We start from the raw sequence: 22,517 nt of genomic DNA on the forward strand, positions 1-22,517 counted from the left end.
TCAAAAAGTCAGACCGGCAATCAAACGTAGCGGTTGACGATGTTTTCGAGCAGTTCCTGCTTGCCGGACTTCGGCTGCGGGTTGACGTCCTTGCCTTCGACCCACTGCGCGATCTCTTCCAGCGAATATTCACCACGAAAGAGCTTCTGGCCTTCAGCCGAATTCCAGCCCGCATAGCGGTCTGCGAGCGGCTGCGAGAGGGCCTTGTCTTCGATCATCTTGGCAGCAGCCTTCAGGCCGCGGGCGCAGCAATCCATGCCGCCGATATGACCGATCAGCAGGTCTGCCGGGTCAAGCGACTGACGGCGCAGCTTGGCGTCGAAGTTGGTGCCGCCGGTCTTGAAGCCGCCACCTGCCAGGACGTGGTAGTAGGCAAGCGCCATTTCCGGAACGTTGTTCGGGAACTGGTCGGTGTCCCAACCGGACTGGTAGTCGTTGCGGTTCATGTCGATCGAGCCGAAGATGCCGAGCGCATTGGCGAGCGCCAGCTCATGCTCGAAGGAATGGCCGGCGAGGATCGCATGGCCCTGCTCGATATTGAGCTTCACTTCGTTTTCGAGGCCGTGCTTCTTGAGGAAGCCGTAGACGGTCGCGACGTCATAGTCATACTGGTGCTTGGTCGGCTCCTGCGGCTTCGGCTCAATGAGGATCGTGCCCTTGAAGCCGATCTTGTGCTTGTACTCGACGACGAGGTTGAGGAAGCGGCCGAGTTGATCGAGCTCGCGACCAATATCGGTGTTGAGCAGGGTTTCATAACCTTCGCGGCCACCCCACAGAACATAGTTCTCCCCGCCGAGCTTCTGCGTGGCGTCGATGCAGGTCTTGACCGTCGCGGCAGCGAAAGCAAAGACCTCCGGATCCGGATTAGTCGCAGCACCCGACATGTAGCGGCGGTTGGAGAAGAGGTTCGCCGTGCCCCAGAGCAGCTTGGTGCCGGTGGCAGCCTGCTTCTCGGCGAAGTAATCGACGATCTCGTTCAGATTCCTGGTGTTTTCGGCAAAATTCTTGCCTTCCGGACGCACGTCGGCGTCATGGAAGCAGTAGTAAGGCGCCCCGAGCAGCGAGAAGAATTCGAAAGCGACGTCAGCCTTGAGCTTGGCAGCCTTCATCGTGTCTTCGAACCACGGCCGCAGGAAGGTCTGACCGCCGAAGGGGTCGCCGCCAGGCCAGGTGAAGGTGTGCCAGTAAGCAACGGCGAAACGCAGATGATCTTCCATGCGCTTGCCGAGGACGATCTCGTCCGGCTGATAATAGCGGAAGGCCAGCGGATTGGTGCTGTCGGGGCCTTCGTACTTCACTTTCTGGATGTCGCCGAAAAATCCGGTGCTCATTTGGGTTCTCCTTGGGTTCAGTTCTTATGGATGGATCAATGGGCCAGCGACTTGATCGCCGGATAGGCCGCGCGGTAGCGCTTGTAAGCATCTTCATAGGCGCCGCTGAGGGCGGCGACAGGCTCGATCGTGCCGGCAGTTACCGGCGGAGTGCAGACGGCAACCGGATCAGCACCGGTTGCTGCGATGAGGCCGAGGCGGGCGGCACCAAAGGCAGCACCAAAATCACCGTCCGCCGGCAAGTCGACCGGAACGCCGAGCGCAGTCGCGATCGAGGCCAGCCAATAGCGCGACCGCGAACCGCCGCCGATCGCCGTGACGCGGGAAATATCCGTACCGGCCGAACGAAGGGCTTCGAGATTGTCGCGGATCGCAAAGGATACACCTTCCAGCACCGCCTGTGTCAGCACGGCACGGCTGCTTTCATGCGCGAGGCCGATGAAGGCGCCGCGGATGACCGCATCATTGTGCGGCGTGCGCTCACCCGAGAGATACGGCAGGAAGGTCACGCCCGTCGGCGCCCTTAGGCTCTCACCGAGTTCGCCGGTCAGATCAGCAGCTGACTTACCGGTGACGGAAGAATGCCAGTTCAGTGCGTCGGTGGCCGACAGGATGACCCCCATTTGGTGCCAGGTGTTCGGCAGCGCATGGCAGAAGGCATGCACGGCGCTTTCCGGCTTTGGCAGATAGGAGGCGTTCGCGGCAAAGAGGACGCCTGACGTGCCGAGCGACACGAAGGCGGCGCCATCGCTGACCGTACCCATGCCGCAGGCCGAAGCCGCATTGTCGCCAGCCCCACCGGCAACCACGACATCGCCTGAAATGCCCCAGGCCGAGGCTAGCTCGCCGCGCAGCTTGCCGCCCTGCTCTGTGCCTTCAATCAGAGTAGGCATCTGTTTTTCGTCGAGATTTGTGGCTGCCAGCAGTTCCGACGACCAAGCGCGCTTGCCGGTATCGAGCCAGGACGTGCCAGCCGAATCTGACATTTCCGAAATATGCTCGCCCGTTAGCCAGAGGCGCAGATAATCCTTCGGCAGCAGAACCTTGGCCACCTTCGCGAAGATCTCGGGCTCGTTTTTGGCGACCCAGGCGAGCTTCGGCGCGGTGAAGCCCGGAAAGACGATGTTGCCGGTCAGCTTGCGGAAACGCGGATCGGCGTCGAGTGCCGCAGCCTCGACATAGGAACGCGTGTCGTTCCAGAGGATGCAGGGACGCAGGACATTATCGGAAGCGTCGAGCAGCGTCGCGCCGTGCATCTGGCCGGAAAGGCCGATGCCCTTGACCGCCGCAAGCTCCTTCGGATGCTTCGCCTTGAGCCCGGCGACAGCTTCTTCGGTGGCGCGAATCCAATGAGCCGGCTCCTGCTCGGACCAACCGGAATGCGGGCGCGAGACGTCGAGCGAACCATTGGCCGAGCCGATAATCTTCTGATCACCGTCGATCAGCATCGCCTTGACGCCCGAAGTTCCGAGATCGAGACCCAGATACATGTGGTGTTTCTCCCTTTGCCGTTACGGCAGGTTGTCTTTCAGGAATATGTCGAGGCGGATACGCTCCTGCGCGTCGATGACCGCAAGCCCGTCCGCCTTTGCCTTGAGAACACGGATCGCACTACGCACCTCATGGCCGGCATCCTGATTGAGGATTGCGTCGATAGTGCCGTCGAGAAGGGCAGCGCGCGTATGCGCCGTCAATTCGTGGGCAATCACCGTCAGCGGCCTGTCGACGGCCTTTTCCTTCAATGCGCGGATAAGGCCGCGATTACCGGCGCCAAGACTGTAGATGCCGATAATGCCGTCATTCCTGGCAAGCGCATCGGCAATCAGCATATGCGCGACCTCGGGGTCATCCCGGCCTTCGAGTACCGGCGTAAGATGCAGCGCTGGAAACTCCTGCGCCATGACGGAGGCAAAGCCCTCCAAGCGCTCGCGATGGTCGCGCACCAGCATGGAGCCAGCGAGAATGGCGAGTTCGCCCTTGGCACCGCCGAGGAAGCGACCGAGCAGACGCGCGGCGGTGCGTCCCGCGGCGATGTTATCGACGCCGGCATAATGATGACGCAGCGATCCCGTCAGATCGGAAACGAGAGTAACGACCGGAATGCCGTCATGGACCAGCCGGTCCACGGCCGCGCGCACATCGGGCGCATCCGTAGCCACAAGCGCCACTCCGGCAGGCTTTTCGGCAGCCACCGTTTCCAGCTCGCGCACCAGCGCCTGGGAATCAAAGGCAGGTACCTCGACGATGTGGATATCGGTGCGTTCAGTCGCCGAGCGCGCGACCGCCGCGCGGATTTCGGCATTCAAGCCATGCATGAAGGAGTTGTCGCTGGCGGGCAGGATGAAGGTCAGCGGATAGACGCGACCCTTAGCAAGGTTTGCAGCCGCTACGTCGCGCACATAGCCGAGATCGCGGATGGCGTTTTCCACCTTCTCCCGGGTCACGTGGCGCACCCCCGGCCGCTGGTTCAAAACCCGGTCCACGGTCGCAAGACTGACGCCCGCCGCAGCGGCGATATCATGAACAGTTGGCCTCATCACTCCTCCTGGAAGAGACCATTAGCGCCAAATCTGATGTACGTAAATCAAAAAATGCGTAAGGGGAAAACGTCCTGCTACGGAGGAGTGAACCGCTCATGCTGAAAAACAAAAAGGCCCTCCGAAGAGGGCCTTTCTTGCGAATGGCAGCCGGAGGTCAGTGGCCGCCACCGCCTCCGCCGCCTTGCGGCGCCGGTTTCTTGATCATGAAGACGCCCAGGATCATCGCCAGAAACAGCACGGTCAGCATCAGGAAGACGTCACCGAAGGAAAGGATGACCGCCTGTTTGGTGGCGAGACCGACCATCTGCTTGACAGCGACATTCTCCCCATCCAGACCCCAATTGTTGAAGTTGGCGGCCATGTTGTTCATCTGGTCGATCGCTGCCGTATTGCCCCAGTGCACACTCTCCCGCAGGCGTTCGTAATGCACGTCCTGGCGGCTGGTCAGCACGGTGTTGATGACAGCAAGGCCAACGGCACCACCGAGGTTCCGCGTGAGGTTGAAGAGACCGGAGGCCCCGCGGATGCGCTGCGGCGGCAAGGTGCCGAGTGCGATGTTGTTGATCGGCACCATACACATCATCAGGCCGAAGCCGCGCAGGATCTGCGGGATGAAGAGCTCGTAGAAGTCCCAATCCTGCGTCAGATGCGTCATGATATAGGTGCCCGCCGCAAAGCTGACGAAGCCGATCACCATCATGATGCGCAGGTCAAGCTTCGTCGAAAGCCGGCCGGCGATCGGCGCGGTGAAGAACATCGCAAGGCCCGACACGAACATCGTCTCGCCGATCATCTGCGAATCGTAACCGCGGATACGGCCGAGATAGACCGGGTAGATATAGGTCAGGCCGTAAAGACCGATGCCCATAACGAAGGAGAATACCGAACCGAAGGAGAAGTTTCGGTTGGCAAAGGCCGTTAGATCGACGACCGGAAATTCAACCGTAAAGGCCCGGTAGAAGAAAATGACACCGGCGACAGCCGAAGCAACGGCACCGGCGACAATGTAGCTGTCATTGAACCAGTCGTTCGAGTTGCCCTCTTCGAGCACATATTCCATCGCACCGAGGAAAACGCCCATGGCAAGCAATCCGTACCAGTCGAATTTCTTGAAGAGCGACAGTTCCGGCTTATCGAAATCGATGAAGTTCCAGGTGACGAGTGTGACGATGATACCGGGCACGATATTGACCAGGAACAGCCAATGCCAGGAAAAGGCGTGGCTCAGATAACCGCCGACCGTCGGGCCGATGGTCGGCGCCAGCGTGGCGATGAGGCCGATGATCGGTGAGACGATTGCGCGCTTCGACGGCGGGAAAATCGTGAATGCAGCCGCAAAGACCGATGGAATCATGCCACCGCCGATGAAGCCCTGGATGGCGCGATAGACGATCATCTGGTCGATATTCGTCGCCGTCGCGGCCAGAGCGCTCGACATGGTGAAACCGGCAGCCGAAATCGCAAAAAGGTAACGCGTCGAAATAATCCGCGCGAGCGTGCCCGACAGCGGGATCATGATGACTTCCGCAATCAGATAGGCCGTCTGCACCCAACCGATTTCGTCCGAACCCGCAGAAAGACCGGCCTGGATTTCGGCAAGCGAGGCGGAGACGATCTGAATGTCGAGAATCGACATGAACATGCCGAGCACCATAGCGAAGAAGGCGATGAGCTTCTTCGGATCCATCCGATCGGCGGCATGCGCGTGCGCTGCCGGAATCGAACCTGCCGTTGCTGTCGCACTCCCGGCCATGGGACTACCTCCGCCCTGGGACCTTACTTCACCGGCGCCGTGCGGGTATCGACGTCGACGACGACGCTGAGACCGGCGCGCAGGCGACCGCTATCAAGCGCATCCTGCGGCAGCGCTATGCGAACCGGCACACGCTGGATAATCTTGGTAAAGTTGCCCGTTGCGTTTTCCGGCGGCAGCATCGAGAAGACCGAACCGGAGGCCGGCGAGATCGATTCAACGGTGCCGACCACAGGATAATCGCTATAAGCGTCGACGTGGACGTTCACCTTCGAACCGGGAACGAGATGCTGGATCTGCGTTTCCTTAAAGTTGGCATCGATATAGAGCTGACGGGTCGGCACCAGCGCCATGAGCCGCTGGCCGGGCGAAACGAGATCGCCTTCCTGAACCGAACGATTACCGACGACGCCGTCATAAGGTGCCTTCAGCACGGTGAAGGAGAGGTCGCGGGCGGCCTTGTCGCGCTGGATTTCCAGCGTACGCACAGATCCCTCGGCTTCCTTGCGCTGCGCTTCGAGGATCGCAATGTTGGCCTGGGCAGCAACGATATTGGCGTCACCGCCGGCAAGGTTTGCCTTGGCCTGATCGAGTGCGGTATTGGCGTCATCGAGATCGGCTGTCGTGCCGACCGACTTTGCCTGCAGGTCGCTCTGGCGCTTCTGCTTGATCTCAGCGCCGCGCACGGTGGCTTCGAGAGCGGTCTTCTGGGCCTGCGCCTGCGCGAGGCTCGCCTTGGCGCCTTCGATTTGCGCGTCGATACGGCTCAGAGAAAGCTGCTCGGTCGCGATTTGCGCGTTCGCCTGATCGAGGGCGTTCTGGTAGTCGCCGTTATCAAGCGTGGCGAGAACATCGCCCGCCTTGACTTCCTGGTTGGCAACAACATTCACCTTCGCGACATAGCCGGTAACCTTCGGCGAGATCGTCGCAATATCGCCCTCGATGTAGGAGTCGTCGGTCGACACGAGGAAGCGGCCGTTGGTCCACCAGTCGTAGCCATACCAGCCGGCGCCGGCGAGAAGGGCTAGCACGACAACAGGCAGCACCAAGCTGCGGCGTTTCTTAGGAGCGGCAGCAGCCGGTGCGACGGCAGGCGCAGACTGCGCAGGAGCCGTCCGCGGTGCTTCTGCCCTCGGGGCTTCGGCAGGAGCTGCGGCTTCCGCTTTCACCTCTTCGGCGTCGGCATTTTCGCTTACGATGCGCGCGACGTTGCTTTTCTGGTTGGTCGACATATACAGACTACCGATCTGGAGTAAAATAATCGAACTGAACGGTTCGGTTCAGTTGACATAAAGGGTTTTTGACTTCATATCAAGATGCATAGAACCAATCGGTTCGATTTCTGTGAAAGAAAAGTCGAATTCGCGAAGACGGTTAAGGAGACATGACACTGAAGCCTGAGATCACCGCCGTATTCAGCCCCCCTAATCCGGGAGGCCGCTTTGCTGCGGGCGAAGATCCGGCCAAGCGCCAGCAGATTCTTGATGGTGCCCGGCGCGTGTTCATGAAGATGGGCTTCGACGCGGCCAGCATGAATGACGTCACCCGCGAGGCCGGCGTTTCCAAGGGAACGCTCTATGTCTACTTTGCCAACAAGGAAGAGCTTTTCCACGCCATGATCGAGACCGAGCGCGCTGCCTTCGTCGCAGCCGTTCGTTCGGTGCTCGCAGAGCATGACGACGTCGAAGCTGGCTTGTATGAATTCGGGATGACCTTCATCACCCACATGACCGAAGACAAGGTCATCGATGCCATGCGCACTGTGCTCGGCGTGCGCGAGCGCATGCCGCTTCTCTGTCAACGATTCTTCAAGGGTCCGCAGAACCTGCGCACCATTATGCACGACTTCCTGGAGCGGCATGTGCAAGCCGGCACGCTGAAGATCGACGATATCGATCTCGCCGCCGGTCAGTTCCTCGACCTCGCAAGCGGCAGCTTCTTCAAGCTTCGCCTCTTCGGCAATATGGACGGACCGCCGCCACGCAGCGAGATGGAACGTGTCATCCGTGGCGCGATCTATGTCTTCATGGCCGCCTACGGCGTTCGCAAACGCGAACCCGCCTGATCCTGATCCCTACCCCGATTTGGTTTTCCGCCGGATTTGCGCAATAGCGATCAAATCCGGCGGCCGCATTTCCTCTAGGAATAAAGCGGCAACCAAGGGAGAAGAGATGAGCGCCATCGGACGGGCGATATGGTTCATCGAGAGCCATTTCGAAACCAATATAAGTCTCGACGAAATCGCTGAAGCCGCCGGATTGTCGCGCTATCATCTGTCGCGTGTCTTCGGCCTGGTAACTGGCCATTCGATCGGCGGCTATATCCGCGCGCGGCGTCTGAGCGTCGCCGCGTTGTCTCTCATCTCAGGCTCATCCAGCATTCTCGAGGTTGCCCTTGGCGCGGGCTACGGCTCGCACGAGGCCTTCACGCGTGCCTTTCGTGACCAGTTCGGCATGACGCCGGATGCGGTGCGACGACAAGGACACATTCGCAATCTCGCTTTGATGGAGCCCATCAGAATGAAAACCGCAAACCTCAATGATCTCGAACCGCCTCGTTTCGAAACCCTGCCGCCGATGCTTTTCGCCGGCCTGCAGGAGATCTATGCCTATGGCGGCAATGCTGCCATCCCCTCGCTCTGGCAGAAATTCAACCAGCATTTCGGCCATATCCCCAGCCAGAAGGGCAATGTCGCCTACGGCATCTGCACCCATATCGACAGCGAGGCGGAGAAATTCCGCTATATGGCTGCCGCCGAGATATCCGATGCCGACGATCTGCCGGAAGACTTTACGACTTTGAAGCTGCCGGCCCAGCGCTACGCCGTCTTCTCCCATCGTGGTCATGTCTCCGGCATTCCCGCCACGATGGACCTGATCTTCGGTAACTGGTGGCCGACGTCTGGCCTTGAACATGGCAGCATGCCCGACATGTTCGAACGCTACGATGACCGCTTTGATCCCTATACCGGGATGGGTATCACGGAAATCTGGCTGCCGATCAAGGAATAAAAGCCTGATCATTTTCGTATACCCCCTTGCGGCGCTTGCCCGACAGGCCCGTATCGATAGATTGTCCGCGTCCATAGGCGACGCAAAGGGGAAATACGCCGATGCAGGATATCATGACGCTTATCCAGGACCCGGCTGCCTGGGTGGCGCTTGTCACACTCGTGGTGATGGAAGTGGTTCTCGGGATCGACAACCTCATCTTCATCTCGATCCTCACCAACAAGCTGCCGCCTGAGCATCGGGAAAGGGCTCGCAAGACCGGTATCGGCCTTGCTCTCGTCATGCGTCTTGCCCTGCTCGGCACGGTCGCCTGGATCGTCCAGCTCACCGAGCCGCTTTTTGATCTCTTCGGCCACGGCTTCTCCTGGAAGGATCTGATCCTCATCGCAGGCGGTCTTTTTCTCGTCTGGAAGGCTACCAAGGAAATCCACCACAACGTCGATCCGGAGGATCATCAGGAGAATTTCATTGCAGGCGCGACATCAACGAGCTTTGCTTCGGCGATCGGGCAGATCCTGCTGCTCGACCTCGTCTTCTCAGTGGACAGCATCATCACTGCCGTCGGCATGACCCCGCATCTGCCGATCATGATCATCGCCGTCATCGCCGCCGTCACGGTCATGCTTGTCGCCGCAACGCCCCTCGCCAATTTCATCGAGCGCAACCCGACGATCGTGATGCTGGCGCTCGCCTTCCTGCTGATGATTGGCACGACTCTGATTGCCGACGGCATGGGCTTCCACGTGCCGAAGGGCTACGTCTACGCCGCCATGGCCTTCTCGGCCCTCGTCGAGGTGCTGAACATGCTCGCGAGAAACGGGCGCCGGCGAAAGCGCGAGGGCGGCTACTGAGACTGCCTATCCACCTGAGAACAATTGTTCCTCCGCCTTACTCGGTAAGGCGGAGATTGTTCCGCGAATGGCGACCTTCCTGAAAAACCAAACATCGCCTGCTTCATGTGGTCGCGATGCTTCACCTCGACGAACAGATCATCCGAAGCGGCCGCCCGGAGAGGCAGGAAGCCCCTATCAGAAGCGGTTTTTCTTGACGCGCCCTTTTGAATATGGCCTAAGCGCAGCCATCAGGATAATCGGCGGATTTTGCGGGCAGAAGCCTTCCTCCAGCTGGTTTCCGAAAAGATATCTGCATTCTCCAGGCCGAACGTCGCTTTCATTGAAAAGCCGCTCGGCATTCATTGACGGGCACATAAAATGACAGCTTCCGGCGTCCGCGTCCGCATCGCTCCCTCGCCGACCGGCGAGCCGCATGTCGGCACTGCTTACATCGCTCTCTTCAACTACCTCTTTGCTAAGAAGCACGGCGGCGAGTTCATTCTGCGCATCGAGGATACCGATGCGACGCGTTCGACCCCTGAATTCGAGACGAAGGTGCTGGATGCGCTGAAATGGTGCGGGCTGGAATGGAAGGAAGGTCCCGATATTGGCGGCCCCTATGGCCCCTATCGCCAGTCTGACCGAAAGGACATGTATCAGCCTTACGCCCAGGAACTGCTGGACAAGGGCCATGCCTTCCGCTGTTTCTGCACGCCTGAACGCCTCGAGCAGATGCGCGAAACCCAGCGCGCTGCCGGCAAGCAGCCGAAATATGACGGTCTCTGCCTGAGCCTCACGGCTGAAGAAGTCACGGCCAAGATGTCATCAGGCGAAAGCTCCGTCATCCGCATGAAGATCCCGACCGAGGGCTCCTGCGATTTCACCGATGGCGTCTATGGTGACGTGTCAATCCCGTGGGATTCCGTCGATATGCAGGTGCTCATCAAGGGCGACGGCATGCCGACCTATCACATGGCAAACGTCATCGACGACCATCTGATGAAGATCACCCATGTCGCCCGCGGCGAGGAGTGGCTGGCCTCCGTGCCGAAGCATATCCTGCTTTATCGGTATTTCGGCTGGGACCAGCCGGTGTTCATGCATCTGTCGCTGATGCGCAACGCCGACAAGTCCAAGCTGTCGAAGCGCAAGAACCCGACCTCGATCTCCTATTATTCCGCGCTCGGCTATATACCGGAAGCGCTGATGAACTTCCTCGGCCTGTTCTTCATCCAGATCGCCGAAGGCGAAGAGCTGCTGACCATGGACGAGCTCTCCAAAAAATTCGATCCGGAAAATCTCTCCAAGGCCGGTGCGATCTTCGACATCCAAAAGCTCGACTGGCTGAATGGTCGCTGGATCCGCGAAAAGCTGTCGGAAGAGGAATTCCGCGCCCGCGTGATATCCTGGGCAATGGAGAATGACCGCCTGCAGGCAGGCCTGCGCCTGTCGCAGACGCGGATTTCCAAGCTCGGTGAACTGCCCGATCTCGCCGGCTTCCTGCTGAAGTCCGATCTCAGCCTGCAGCCGTCCGACTTCGCCAAGATCAAATCGCCTCCGGAAGAGATCCTCGAGATCCTTAATACCGTCCAGCCGGATCTCGAAAAGATCCTGGAGTGGAACGTCGAGACGATCGAGGCGGAATTGCGCGCCGTCGCCGACCGCATGGGCAAGAAGCTGAAGGTCGTCGTCGCACCGCTCTTCGTCGCCGTCTCCGGTTCGTCGCGCTCGCTGCCGCTCTTCGATTCCATGGCGATCCTGGGCCGCTCGGTCGTACGCCAGCGCTTGAAACTCGCCTCGCAGGCAGTCGCCGCGCTCGTCGGCTCGAAGTAAGAACAGTCAGAGGATTTCGACAATGGCTGACAACAAGACCGAAAACACCCTCTCTTCCGACGCAACGGAAGTACGCGCGCAGAAGCTGAAGCTGCTGCGCGAGCAGATTGGCGAAGTCTATCCGGCGCATTTCCACCGGACGATGAGCAATGCTGAACTTGCCGCGAAATACGAAGGCCTGGAGCCGGACGTCGAAACGCAGGATGTCGTGACCGTCGCCGGCCGCGTCTACTCTTCGCGCAATTCCGGCATGTTCATGGATATCCATGACGCCTCGGGCAAGATCCAGATCTTCTCCCACAAGGACGTTACAGGCGAGGAAGCCCGCGCCTTGCTGCCGATGATCGATATTGGCGATATCATCGGTGTGACCGGCATCGTGCGACGCACCAAGCGCGGCGAACTGACGATCAACGCGCAGAAGATCGAGATGTTGACCAAGTCGCTGCTGCCGATGCCCGAAAAGTGGCATGGCCTCTCCGACATCGAGCTGCGCTATCGCAAGCGCCATCTCGACATCATGACCAATGAGGAATCGAAGCGGCGCTTCCAGCAGCGCTCGAAGATCCTATCCGGCATCCGTCGCTTCATGGAAAATGACGGCTTCATGGAAGTCGAAACGCCGATGCTGCATTCGGTCTACGGCGGCGCCACCGCCGAGCCCTTCAAGACGCATCACAACACGCTGAAGCTCGACATGTACCTGCGCATCGCGCCGGAACTGTTCCTGAAGCGTACCTTGGTTTCGGGCCTGACCGACAAAGTCTTCGAGATCAACCGCAACTTCCGCAATGAAGGCGTCTCCACCCGGCACAATCCGGAATTCACGATGATGGAGTGCTACTGGGCCTATGCCGATTACGAGGACATCATGGACCTCGTCGAGCGGCTGTTCGAGACCCTGGCGCTCTCCATCCACGGCACGACGGAATTCCCCTTCGGCGACAAGACCATGTCGTTCAAGGGTCCGTTCAAGCGCGTTCCGATGCCTGACGCCGTCAAGGAAGTCACTGGCATCGATTTCCTGGCGATGAAGACGGACGAGGAAGCCCGCGCCGCCGCCAAGGCTGCCGGCTTCGAAGTCGAGAAGGACTGGACCTGGGGCGAATGCCTGGCCTTCATCTTCGAAGAAAAGGTCGAGCAGACGCTGATCCAGCCCTCACACGTTACGCATTTCCCGAAGGACATATCTCCCTTCGCCAAGGAAGTGCCTGGCGAGCCGCGCCTTGTGGAACGTTTCGAAACCTATTGCAACGCTTGGGAACTCGGCAACGCCTTCTCCGAACTTAACGATCCGGAAGAACAGCGCCGCCGCATGGTCGAGCAGCTCGAACAGGCTCACGCCCGAGGCGAGAAGGAAAAGCAGCTCGACGAAGAGTTTCTCGATGCGATCGACCAGGGCATGCCGCCCGCAGGTGGTCTCGGTATCGGCGTCGACCGCCTGATCATGCTGCTCACCAACGCACCGTCGATCCGCGATGTCATCCTCTTCCCGTCCCGCCGCAGCAAGGCCGACTGAGAAACGGATTGTTTGAATGAAAAACGGAGCGGCCGGATGGACGCTCCGTTTTCTTTTGAGGTCTTCCCTCAGATCATATAGCCGCCGGCGACCTTAATTGTTTCGAGTCTAGTGTCCGCTCTTCGCCAGCGGTTCCTCTGCGGGAGCAGCTTCCGCTGGAGTGGCTGCATCCTTAGCCGCCTGTTCTTTAGCGGACGGCTCCTCGGGTTCTTTGGCCGGCGCTCCGCCTGCTGCCTTGCCTTCTCCCTTGGTGGAGGCGACGGCAACAGGATCGATGCAATCGGCAGGATCCTTGAGAGCGGCGTTCAGCGCGGCAATCTGATCGTCCGGCAGGTCGATGCGCTCGCCATAGAACAGCCCTCGCTCGCTGGCCTTGCCGTCGTAATAACGGGCCGTATAGGGCTTGTCGTTCAGCCCTTCGACCATTTTGTCTGGATGGGCGATATAGACCACGTCGGCGCCGATCGCCCGACCGCGAATATCCGAACGCAGGGAAGGACCGTTTTCATCGAGCACCACGACCTGTACAAGGTCGGGCTTCTGAGCGGAATATACCGCCTGTGCGACACGCAGCGCCGTCTTGACGCGTGTCATGCCGTCGACGGGTTCGGTCTTGATGTATTTGCGGACCCAGACGTGGTCCTGCTTCTTGATCGTCACGAGATTGACGTCGGTGCAGGCAACGCCATCGGCAGATTCCCCGTCGCCCAGCAGCCTGTCTTTACCGACATAAACCGCCGCGCCGCCGGAAACGCCCGCCAACAGGGCGCTGCCACCGATGATTAAAGCCAATTTCCGGGAAGGCCGGAACATGCGCAGTAAGGCCTTCACGCCAACTGCTCCGCCATCTAAAAACTCCAACGCAATACAAGTGACTGTGAAACTAAGGGAAATGACGTTTCGGAATCTTTAAGTGGCCCGTCCGACTTTGTCCGAACTAGCAAAATACCAAAAAAGGTCCAGCCGCCGGTGCGCTTGCCAGATCGCTGAAACGCGTGCTCTAAAACGCCATGGCATTCACGCTTCGCCAGATCCAATATTTTGTCGCAGTTGCCGAACAGGGCTCGGTCACGCGCGCCGCGCAGAACCTGTCGATCTCGCAATCCTCGATCACCGAGGCGCTGAAGGAACTCGAAAACGACCTCGGCGTTGCGCTCTTCGAACGCCACCCGCGAGGGCTCTCAATTACCCATAATGGCCACCAATTCCTGCGTCACGCCACGAAAATCCTGGCGACTGTCTCCGACGCGCGCACCAGTTTTTCAGGTCAGCAGGATGCTCCGGGCGGCACGCTGAATATCGGCGTCACCTCACTCGTCGCCGGTTACGTCCTGTCCGATTTGCTGGCTCGCTACCGCCGCGCCTGCCCTGGTGTCGAGGTCAGCGCCATCGAGGACAATGGCGGTTATCTCGAACATCTGCTCGTCGGCGGCGAACTGGACGTCGCAGTCATGGTGATTTCAAATCTGCGTGATCGCATGGCGCTGCAGGCCGAAATCCTGGAAACCTCGCCCTATCGCCTCTGGCTGCCAATGGGTCACCCGCTCGTTTCTGCCGATATCATTTCAGTTGCCGATATCGCCCGCGAACCGCTGATCATGCTGACGGTGGATGAAATCGAGGAGAATACTGGCAAGCTCCTGAGTGCACTTGGCGCCCGCCCGCACGTCGCCTTCCGTACCCGCTCGGTGGAAGCGGTACGCAGCCTGGTCGCCACCGGCGCCGGTGTGGCGTTGCTGCCGGACCTCGTCTATCGCCCATGGTCGCTGGAAGGCGACCGTATCGAAAGCCGCGACGTTTCCGGCTCCCTGCCCGTCGTGCAGGTCGGCATCGTCTGGCGAAAGGGATCCAGTCTGCCGCAGGCGGCGCGCGATTTCGTCGCCATCGCCGAGAATATGCGATCAGGGCGGTCCCGCTAGATATCGGAATTTCCGATATCGGCTTTCTGATAAATGAATTTGCGAAACCGGGGTTTCCGCGTCACCTTTTCTTTCGGGAACAAAGCGCCGCAAAAGCGGCACCGAACCGGGAGACGGACGATGAAACATCTTCTGAAATCGTGCACTGTTGCGCTCGCGAGCCTGAGCTTCGTGACGCAAGTTGTCGCTGCCGAACCGCTCAAGAAATTGGGCAAGGGGGAAGGCGCCGTCAGCATCGTCGCCTGGGCCGGCTATATCGAGCGCGGCGAGACTGACAAGAACTACGACTGGGTCACCGACTTCGAAAAGGAAACCGGCTGCAAGGTTTCCGTCAAGACTGCCGCCACCTCGGATGAAATGGTGGCGCTGATGAATGAAGGCGGCTTCGATCTCGTCACGGCCTCGGGCGACGCATCGCTCCGTCTCGTCGCCGGTAAGCGTGTCCAGCCGATCAACATCGACCTCATCCCGAGCTTCAAGACTGTCGACGAACGCCTGCAAAATGCGCCCTGGAATACGGTGAACGGCGTCCACTACGGGGTGCCCTATCTCTGGGGGCCGAATGTGCTGATGTACAATACCGACACCTTCAAGGATAAGGCGCCGACAAGCTGGAACATCGTCTTCGAGGAACAGAACCTGCCTGATGGTAAGTCCAACAAGGGCCGCGTCCAGGCCTATGATGGCCCGATCTATATCGCCGATGCGGCCATGTATCTGATGGCCCACAAGCCCGACCTCGGCATCAAGGATCCCTACGAACTCAACGAAGACCAGTACAAGGCTGCGCTCGACCTGTTGCGTGGTCAGCGCAAGATCGTCTCGCGCTACTGGCACGATGCGATGATCCAGGTCGACGACTTCAAGAACGAAGGTGTCGTGGCCTCCGGCTCCTGGCCCTTCCAGGTCAACCTGCTGCAGGCCGACAAGCAGAAGATCGCCTCCACCTTCCCTGAGGAAGGCGTGACCGGCTGGGCTGACACGACCATGTTGCACGCCGACAGCGAACACCCGAACTGCGCCTATATGTGGATGGAGCATTCCCTGAAGCCCAAGGTCCAGGGTGATGCCGCCGCCTGGTTTGGCGCCGTCCCCTCGGTTCCGGCAGCCTGCAAGGGCAACGAACTTTTGACCGACGCTGGCTGCGACACGAATGGCTATGATCACTTCGACAAGATCAAGTTCTGGAAGACGCCCGTCGCCAAATGCGCGAGCGAGAGCGAATGCGTGCCCTATCATCGCTGGGTATCGGATTATATCGGCGTGATCGGCGGGCGATAACGCCGAGCCGGCAGATCTGGCCAAAACCTCCTTTCAACACTCCGCACAAGTGGGACGTTTGAGAGGCATCGCCGCATTCCTGCCGAAACGCCGCAGGGTTTGAGCGTGGGCGCGGCAGACTAAGCCCCTCCCCCGCGCGGGGAGGGGTTTGGAGGCAAATCAAGCCTCCGCTTTCAATGATATAAATTCGGAGCCCCCATGACGTCTGCCGTCCGTTTCGAGAAGGTTTCTCGCCATTTCGGCGCCGTTCGCGCCGTCGACGGCGTCGATCTTGAGATCGCGCCCGGCGAGTTCTTCGCCATGCTCGGCCCGTCCGGCTCCGGCAAAACCACCTGCCTGCGGCTGATTGCAGGCTTCGAGCAGCCGACATCGGGACATATCGAAATCTTCGGCGAAACCGCCGAGCATGTTCCGCCCTATCGCCGCAACGTCAACACCGTCTTTCAGGATTACGCGCTCTTCCCGCATCTCGATATCCTCGACAACGTCGCCTACGGACTGATGGTGAAAGGCGTCGGCAAGGCGGAGCGGATCAGAGAGGCCGAAAAGACGCTGGAACTTGTGAAATTGCCGGGCTATGGCAGCCGCCGCCCCGGTCAGCTGTCCGGCGGCCAGCGACAGCGCGTGGCGCTCGCCCGCGCGCTCGTCAACAAGCCACGAGTGCTACTGCTCGACGAGCCGCTCGGTGCTCTGGATCTGAAGCTGCGCGAACAGATGCAGGAAGAGCTGAAAAGCCTCCAGCGGGCGCTCGGCATTACCTTCATCTTCGTCACCCACGATCAGGGCGAGGCACTTTCGATGGCTGACCGTGTCGCGGTCTTCAACAATGGCGGCATTGTCCAGCAGGGCACGCCGCAGGATATCTACCGTCGCCCGAAGACACGCTTCGTCGCCGATTTCGTCGGCTCATCTAATGTCATTTCTCCCGATATCATGAGGGCCCTCGGCGGCGAGAAGCGCTGGGCGAGCTTGAGGCCGGAAGCAATCCGCCTTGCCGCTGACGGCATCGAAGCCAGGGTCGAAAATGCGAGCTTCCTGGGTGCCGCGACTCGCCTGACCGTCGATATCAAGGGATTGCGCCTTCATGTCATGCTGCCGGCCGGCAGCGAAATCCCAGATATCGGCACCGCCATTCGCCTCGTCTGGCAGCAGGGCGACGTCCACTACATGGATGATGCGGCATGACGGCCTTGGCGATCACCAAGCCGGAAACCTCGATCCTGCCACGGCGCGGCGGCTTCTTCGGCCGGCTGTCGGACAGTTTCTGGCGCCATCCGAAACTGCTTCTGTTCCTGATGCTGACGCCGCCATTGCTCTGGCTTGGCATCATTTACATCGGCTCGCTGATCGCGCTGCTGCTGCAGAGCTTCTTCTCGATCGATGATTTCTCGGGGATGGTGAATTACGAGTTCACCCTCGATACCTATGCGCAGCTCCTAAATCCCGGCAATTTCGACATCATCGTCAGAACAATCCTGATGGCCGCGCTGGTAACGGTCACCTCTGCCCTCGTCGCCTTCCCGATCGCCTATTATGCAGCACGCTACGCGCAGGGAAAATGGAAGGCCCTCTTCTATCTGGGCATCATGCTGCCGCTCTGGTCGAGCTATCTCGTGAAGATCTATGCCTGGAAGCTGATCCTTGCGAAGGAAGGCATCCTCACCTGGCTTTTCGAGAAGCTCCATCTATCCTGGCTTCTCGACGGCGTCCTTGCCTTGCCTATCGTTGGCGGCAACTCCCTCTCCGTCAGCTACCTCGGAACCTTCATCGTCTTCGTCTATATCTGGCTGCCTTACATGATCCTGCCCACACAGGCCGCGCTCGAGCGCGTGCCCGGCAACCTGATCGAGGCCTCTGCGGATCTCGGCGCCACGCCGCACCAGACCTTCCGAACCGTGCTTTTCCCGCTGGCCCTGCCCGGCATCGTCGCCGGCTCGATCTTCACCTTCTCGCTGACCTTGGGCGATTACATCATCCCGCAGATCATCGGCTCGTCCCGCCTCTTCATCGGCCAGGCAGTCTATACGCAGCAGGGAACGGCCGGCAACGTGCCGCTCGCTGCCGCCTTCTCCGTCGTGCCGATCGTCATCATGGCGATCTATCTATGGCTTGCCAAACGCATGGGAGCCTTCGATGCGCTCTGACCGTGGACAGAAATCCCCCCTCATTCTCAAACTCGCGGCTGCCGGCGGCCTGCTCTTCCTGCATCTGCCGATTCTGCTGATCTTCGTTTACGCCTTCACGACGGAAGAGAAGAGCTATCAATGGCCGCCCCCGGGCTTGACTCTGCAATGGTTCGGCATTGCCTGGAACCGCCCGGATGTCTGGTCGGCACTCGGCCTCTCCTTGCAGGTTGCCTGCATCGCGACGGCGATTGCGCTGATCCTCGGCACCCTGGGCGCAGCAGCCGTCAGCCAGACGAAATTTTTCGGTCGCGAAGCGATATCGCTGCTCGTAATCCTGCCGATCGCGCTTCCTGGCATCATCACCGGCATCGCACTGCGCTCCGCCTTCAGCCTGTTCGACATCCCCTTCTCCGTCTGGACGATCGTGCTCGGCCACGCCACCTTCTGCGTCGTTGTCGTCTACAATAATGCCGTCGCCCGTTTCCGCCGCACGTCCAGTTCGCTGATCGAAGCTTCGATGGATCTTGGCGCCGACGGCTTCCAGACCTTCCGCCATGTCATCCTGCCGAATATCGGTACTGCGCTTCTTGCCGGCGGAATGCTTGCCTTTGCTCTGTCCTTCGATGAAGTCATCGTCACCACCTTCACCGGCGGCCAGCAATCCACCCTGCCGATCTGGATGCTCGAAGAACTGATCCGCCCGCGCCAGCGCCCAGTCACCAATGTGGTCGCTGTGGTCGTCGTGCTCGTCACCTTCCTGCCGATCCTGGCAGCCTATTACCTCACACGTGACGGCGATCAGATCGCCGGCGCCGGCAAATAACCCGGAGCGGGAATACGGAAAGTGTCAAACGCTTTCCTGTCCCACCTCACTCCACCAACGACAGGGAGAACGCCCATGGACACGCAAATGCTGATCGGTTCCCGCTTTGAGACCGGCACGGAAACGGAAGAGCACATCCTGAACCCGAAGACGGGCGAGACGGTTTTGAACCTTCCCGAAGCCTCGCTGGGTCAGATCGATGCCGCCGTCGATGCCGCCGAGAAGGCTTTTGTCGGCTGGGCTCGCACCACGCCGTCAGAACGCTCCGCCTATCTCCTAAAGATCGCCGATGTCATTGAACGGGATGCCGAGAGCTTCGCCACCCTGGAGGCGCTCAACTGCGGCAAGCCGATCAACGCCGTTCTGAATGACGAAATCCCCGCCATCGTCGATTGCTACCGCTTCTTTGCCGGTGCGGTGCGCAACCTGCATGGACCCGTCGCCGGCGAATATCTTCCCGGCCACACCTCGATGATCCGTCGCGATCCGATCGGCATCGTCGGCTCGATCGCGCCGTGGAACTATCCATTGATGATGATGGCCTGGAAACTGGCGCCGGCGATTGCCGGCGGCAATACAGTCGTCTTCAAACCTTCCGAACAGACGCCCTTGACGGCCCTGAAGATGGCGAAGCTCCTCTCTGATATCCTTCCCGAAGGCGTGGTCAATGTCATCCTCGGCCGCGGCGAGAGCGTCGGCAACGCACTGATCAACCACCCAAAAATCAATATGGTGTCGATAACAGGCGATGTTGCAACCGGTAAGAAGGTGCTGCAGGCCGCCGCCAAAACGGTCAAGCGCACCCATCTGGAACTTGGCGGCAAGGCGCCGGTCATTGTCTTCGACGATGCCGATCTCGAGGCCGTTGTCGCCGGTATCCGCACCTTCGGCTACTACAATGCCGGCCAGGACTGCACAGCCGCCTGCCGGATCTATGCCGACGCCAGGGTCTACGACAATTTCGTCGCCGACCTGACCTCGGCTGTCTCCAGCATCCGCTTCAACCAGGCCGACGATACGCAGAACGAAATCGGCCCGCTGATTTCCAAGCGTCAGCGTGACCGGGTCGAAAGCTTCGTCACGCGCGCTTCCGAACACAAGCACATGGAGATCACCACCGGTGGCAAGGTCTCTGGCGACAAGGGCTTCTTCTTCACTCCGACTGTTGTTGCAGGCGCCACGCAAGAAGACGAGATCGTTCGCCGCGAAGTTTTCGGCCCCGTTGTTTCGGTCACCCGCTTCAACGATGTAGAGGATGCAGTAACCTGGGCAAACGACAGCGATTACGGCCTCGCTTCTTCCGTCTGGACCAAGGATATCGGCCGCGGCATGAAGACTGCGGCCCAGCTCCAATACGGCTGCACCTGGATCAATACGCATTTCATGCTGGTCAATGAGATGCCGCATGGCGGCTTGAAGCAATCAGGCTATGGCAAGGACTTATCTGCCTATGCCCTGGAAGACTATACGGCTGTCCGCCATGTGATGATCAATCACGGATAGTTGAATAAAAGTTTCTTGATCAGCGTCAAAAGTCGCTGTCGCCATCAGTGACTTTTGTCACTTTGTCATAATACAACTGCAGATAATATTTCTAAACGTGGAATTGCCATTTCGTAAATACGTGGCGCTTCGCGATAAGTGTGATTCTTCAATGGATCACGGAAATCGGTCAGGCATTACTTACCCATGGCGACACGCATCGATATATCCGAGCTCGAAACGGCCCTGGAGGGATTGCTGGAATCCGCACTGGTGCCGGGGAGCTGGGAGCGCACGCTGGAGCAGATCAGCCAAGCCACCAGTTCCGTAGGGACGCATATCATGCCGGTCCGCGGGAAATTCCCATCTGGTTTTCTGAGCACGCCGAACCTGCTGGAAGCCTTCCAGGTCTATTTTGCCGAAGAGTGGTACAAGCGCGACTTTCGCGAACGTGGCTTGGCGGTTGCGATGACCAAGGGCGTCATCATCGAACACGACATCGCCGGCGAGGAGGAATTCGACCACCACAGCTTCTACACGGAGTTTCTGGCCCGCTTCGGCCTCCGCTATTCCGCCATGGTCGGCTTCACTGCAGGCGATACGATGTTAAGCCTCAATCTGCAGCGCCGGATCAAAGATCAGCCGTTCGATCACGACGACGAGCGGCTGCTCGTGAAAATGCAGTCTAGGTTGACCGCCGCGGCCGAAATCATCCGCGCACTGCATGTCGCCAAGATCGATAGCATGAGCGAGGCCTTCGAGCTCGCCGGTACCGCCGTCATCTTCTTCGATCGTGCCGGGCGTATCACTCGGCTGAACCAGCGGGCGGAGAAACTGCTCGACGGAAATATCCGTATCCTGGATCGGGAACTCGTCGGCATCAGTCAGGAAGAGACCGGGGCGCTGCGGCGCCACCTGCAGGCGATCCTTTCAAAAGAGCCTTTCGCCAATCCCCTCGTTTCCACACCCGTCCTGCTTTCCCGTCCGGGCAAGGCACCGCTGGTGGTCCGCGCTCAACGGCTGAATGGCGTGACGGCCGATCTCTTCTCGCATTCTGCTGCAGTCGCCATCATCACTGATCTTTCCGAACGCGCGACCCCGAGCCGTGACCTTCTGCGCCGGCTTTTCGCGCTTACCCCACAAGAAACAACTGTCGCGCGCCTGCTCATGGAAGGTTCGTCGCCACGGCAGATCGCCGAAATATCCGGACTGTCCTATGAAACGACCCGGGGCTACGTGAAACGGGTCCTTGCCAAGACTGGGACGCAGCGTCAGTCACAGCTCATTTCACTGCTTTCAAGCCTGAAAATCTAGGCCTGATTATAAAGCGCGAACAGTTCCCAGCCGCCTTCCCATATCATGTCGAGCGCCACATAGATGATGATAGCGAGGCCGATCCAGCCAATCCAGCGAAAGCGGTTGAGCAGCTTTGCCACGAAATTGGATGCGACGCCCATAAGAATGACGGAAAGGATCAGTCCGAAGATTAAGGCGTTCATGTTCGACTTCGCAGCGCCTGCAACGGCCAGCACGTTGTCGAGCGACATGGAAAGATCTGCAAAGATGATTTGGCCGATCGCTTGCCGGAAAAGTTTCGGCTTGTGAGCATGGTGGCCGGCCTCCTGCTCGGCCTCCTCTTCCTCCGCTTCACGCAATTCCTTCAACATCGTCCAGCAGATCCATAGAAGCAGAAGGCCTCCGATGAGATTAATGCCCTTGATGACGAGCAACTGTGCGGCAATGACGGCGAAAACGATACGAATGACGGCTGCTGCGGCAATGCCGGTGACGATTGCCTTCCCGCGCAGTTCGGTGGAAAGGCCGGCAGCTGCCATGCCGATGACGATCACATTATCCCCCGAGAGGATAATGTTGATCATGATGACTTCGAGGTAGGCGGAAATGACCTGAGGGTCCAGAAATACGTGCATGGAAATGGCTTTCGTCGATGGGGCAAATCGATGACGCTTCCCTTGAAACAGATCGTTGCATCTTTGAAAAGCCCTTGCAGGCCAGAGAAATAGGCTTTTAAGGAACGCTGTTCCATTTTAAACGATTTGGAACAA

At 59.3% G+C, this 22,517-nt stretch carries 19 protein-coding genes; 12 read left to right on the forward strand and 7 right to left on the reverse strand.

Annotated features, from left to right (window positions below; all coding sequences use genetic code 11):
- Positions 1-20 precede the first annotated feature (20 nt).
- The 5 genes from xylA to EV281_RS25815 form a co-directional block, all read right to left on the reverse strand.
- On the reverse strand, positions 21-1,331 hold the full coding sequence (xylA, locus tag EV281_RS25795; RefSeq protein WP_132657111.1) for a xylose isomerase: 1,311 nt from the start codon (positions 1,329-1,331) through the stop codon (positions 21-23).
- A 35-nt stretch (positions 1,332-1,366) separates the two neighbouring features.
- Complete coding sequence (xylB, locus tag EV281_RS25800) at positions 1,367-2,821, reverse strand: xylulokinase (RefSeq protein ID WP_132657112.1); 1,455 nt, start codon at positions 2,819-2,821, stop codon at positions 1,367-1,369.
- Between the two features lie 21 nt (positions 2,822-2,842).
- Positions 2,843-3,868 (reverse strand): LacI family DNA-binding transcriptional regulator, encoded by a 1,026-nt coding sequence (locus tag EV281_RS25805; RefSeq protein WP_132657113.1) that lies wholly within the window; start codon positions 3,866-3,868, stop codon positions 2,843-2,845.
- A 157-nt stretch (positions 3,869-4,025) separates the two neighbouring features.
- The gene (locus tag EV281_RS25810) at positions 4,026-5,624 is read right to left on the reverse strand and encodes a DHA2 family efflux MFS transporter permease subunit (RefSeq protein ID WP_132657114.1); all 1,599 of its coding nucleotides are present in this window, start codon (positions 5,622-5,624) and stop codon (positions 4,026-4,028) included.
- 23 nt (positions 5,625-5,647) lie between these two features.
- Complete coding sequence (locus tag EV281_RS25815) at positions 5,648-6,856, reverse strand: HlyD family secretion protein (RefSeq protein WP_132657115.1); 1,209 nt, start codon at positions 6,854-6,856, stop codon at positions 5,648-5,650.
- Between the two features lie 152 nt (positions 6,857-7,008).
- Between EV281_RS25815 and EV281_RS25820 the strand changes: the two genes are divergently transcribed.
- The 5 genes from EV281_RS25820 to lysS all read left to right on the forward strand — a co-directional run bounded on the left by EV281_RS25820 (position 7,009) and on the right by lysS (position 12,820).
- On the forward strand, positions 7,009-7,689 hold the full coding sequence (locus tag EV281_RS25820) for a TetR/AcrR family transcriptional regulator (protein ID WP_132657116.1): 681 nt from the start codon (positions 7,009-7,011) through the stop codon (positions 7,687-7,689).
- 106 nt (positions 7,690-7,795) lie between these two features.
- Entirely contained in the window at positions 7,796-8,635 is an 840-nt protein-coding gene (locus EV281_RS25825; protein ID WP_132657117.1) for an AraC family transcriptional regulator, read from the forward strand.
- Between the two features lie 101 nt (positions 8,636-8,736).
- Positions 8,737-9,486 (forward strand): TerC family protein, encoded by a 750-nt coding sequence (locus EV281_RS25830; protein ID WP_132657118.1) that lies wholly within the window; start codon positions 8,737-8,739, stop codon positions 9,484-9,486.
- A gap of 360 nt (positions 9,487-9,846) precedes the next feature.
- On the forward strand, positions 9,847-11,301 hold the full coding sequence (gltX, locus tag EV281_RS25835; RefSeq protein ID WP_132657119.1) for a glutamate--tRNA ligase: 1,455 nt from the start codon (positions 9,847-9,849) through the stop codon (positions 11,299-11,301).
- Between the two features lie 22 nt (positions 11,302-11,323).
- Complete coding sequence (lysS, locus tag EV281_RS25840; RefSeq protein ID WP_132657120.1) at positions 11,324-12,820, forward strand: lysine--tRNA ligase; 1,497 nt, start codon at positions 11,324-11,326, stop codon at positions 12,818-12,820.
- 108 nt (positions 12,821-12,928) lie between these two features.
- Here the strand turns inward: lysS and EV281_RS25845 are convergent, their stop codons facing one another.
- Positions 12,929-13,651, reverse strand: coding sequence for a hypothetical protein (locus tag EV281_RS25845; RefSeq protein ID WP_132657121.1), 723 nt, complete (start codon positions 13,649-13,651; stop codon positions 12,929-12,931).
- A gap of 179 nt (positions 13,652-13,830) precedes the next feature.
- Between EV281_RS25845 and EV281_RS25850 the strand changes: the two genes are divergently transcribed.
- The 7 genes from EV281_RS25850 to EV281_RS25880 all read left to right on the forward strand — a co-directional run bounded on the left by EV281_RS25850 (position 13,831) and on the right by EV281_RS25880 (position 21,765).
- Positions 13,831-14,739, forward strand: coding sequence for a LysR family transcriptional regulator (locus tag EV281_RS25850; RefSeq protein WP_132657122.1), 909 nt, complete (start codon positions 13,831-13,833; stop codon positions 14,737-14,739).
- A 120-nt stretch (positions 14,740-14,859) separates the two neighbouring features.
- Positions 14,860-16,020: an ABC transporter substrate-binding protein gene (locus EV281_RS25855; RefSeq protein WP_132657123.1), complete on the forward strand. Its 1,161-nt coding sequence runs from the start codon at positions 14,860-14,862 to the stop codon at positions 16,018-16,020.
- Positions 16,021-16,218: 198 nt separating this feature from the next.
- A complete protein-coding gene (locus EV281_RS25860; protein WP_132657124.1) occupies positions 16,219-17,205 on the forward strand; it encodes an ABC transporter ATP-binding protein in 987 nt (328 codons plus the stop codon).
- A complete protein-coding gene (locus tag EV281_RS25865; RefSeq protein WP_132657125.1) occupies positions 17,202-18,164 on the forward strand; it encodes an ABC transporter permease in 963 nt (320 codons plus the stop codon). Before EV281_RS25860 ends, EV281_RS25865 begins: the two co-directional genes overlap by 4 nt.
- A complete protein-coding gene (locus EV281_RS25870; protein WP_132657126.1) occupies positions 18,154-18,969 on the forward strand; it encodes an ABC transporter permease in 816 nt (271 codons plus the stop codon). The genes EV281_RS25865 and EV281_RS25870 overlap by 11 nt, the downstream gene beginning before the upstream one ends.
- Positions 18,970-19,044: 75 nt before the next feature.
- The gene (locus tag EV281_RS25875; protein WP_132657127.1) at positions 19,045-20,472 is read left to right on the forward strand and encodes a gamma-aminobutyraldehyde dehydrogenase; all 1,428 of its coding nucleotides are present in this window, start codon (positions 19,045-19,047) and stop codon (positions 20,470-20,472) included.
- A gap of 186 nt (positions 20,473-20,658) precedes the next feature.
- Positions 20,659-21,765, forward strand: a complete 1,107-nt coding sequence (locus EV281_RS25880) for a LuxR C-terminal-related transcriptional regulator (RefSeq protein ID WP_132657128.1) — start codon at positions 20,659-20,661, stop codon at positions 21,763-21,765.
- Here the strand turns inward: EV281_RS25880 and EV281_RS25885 are convergent.
- Positions 21,762-22,382 carry a YjbE family putative metal transport protein gene (locus tag EV281_RS25885; RefSeq protein ID WP_132657129.1) on the reverse strand — a complete coding sequence of 207 codons (621 nt, stop codon included), beginning with the start codon at positions 22,380-22,382 and terminating at the stop codon, positions 21,762-21,764. The two genes, EV281_RS25880 and EV281_RS25885, sit on opposite strands and share 4 nt — an antisense overlap.
- Positions 22,383-22,517 lie beyond the last annotated feature (135 nt).

The sequence above is a fragment of the Rhizobium sp. BK418 genome, assembly GCF_004341105.1.
In the GTDB taxonomy this organism is placed as follows: Bacteria; Pseudomonadota; Alphaproteobacteria; order Rhizobiales; family Rhizobiaceae; genus Rhizobium.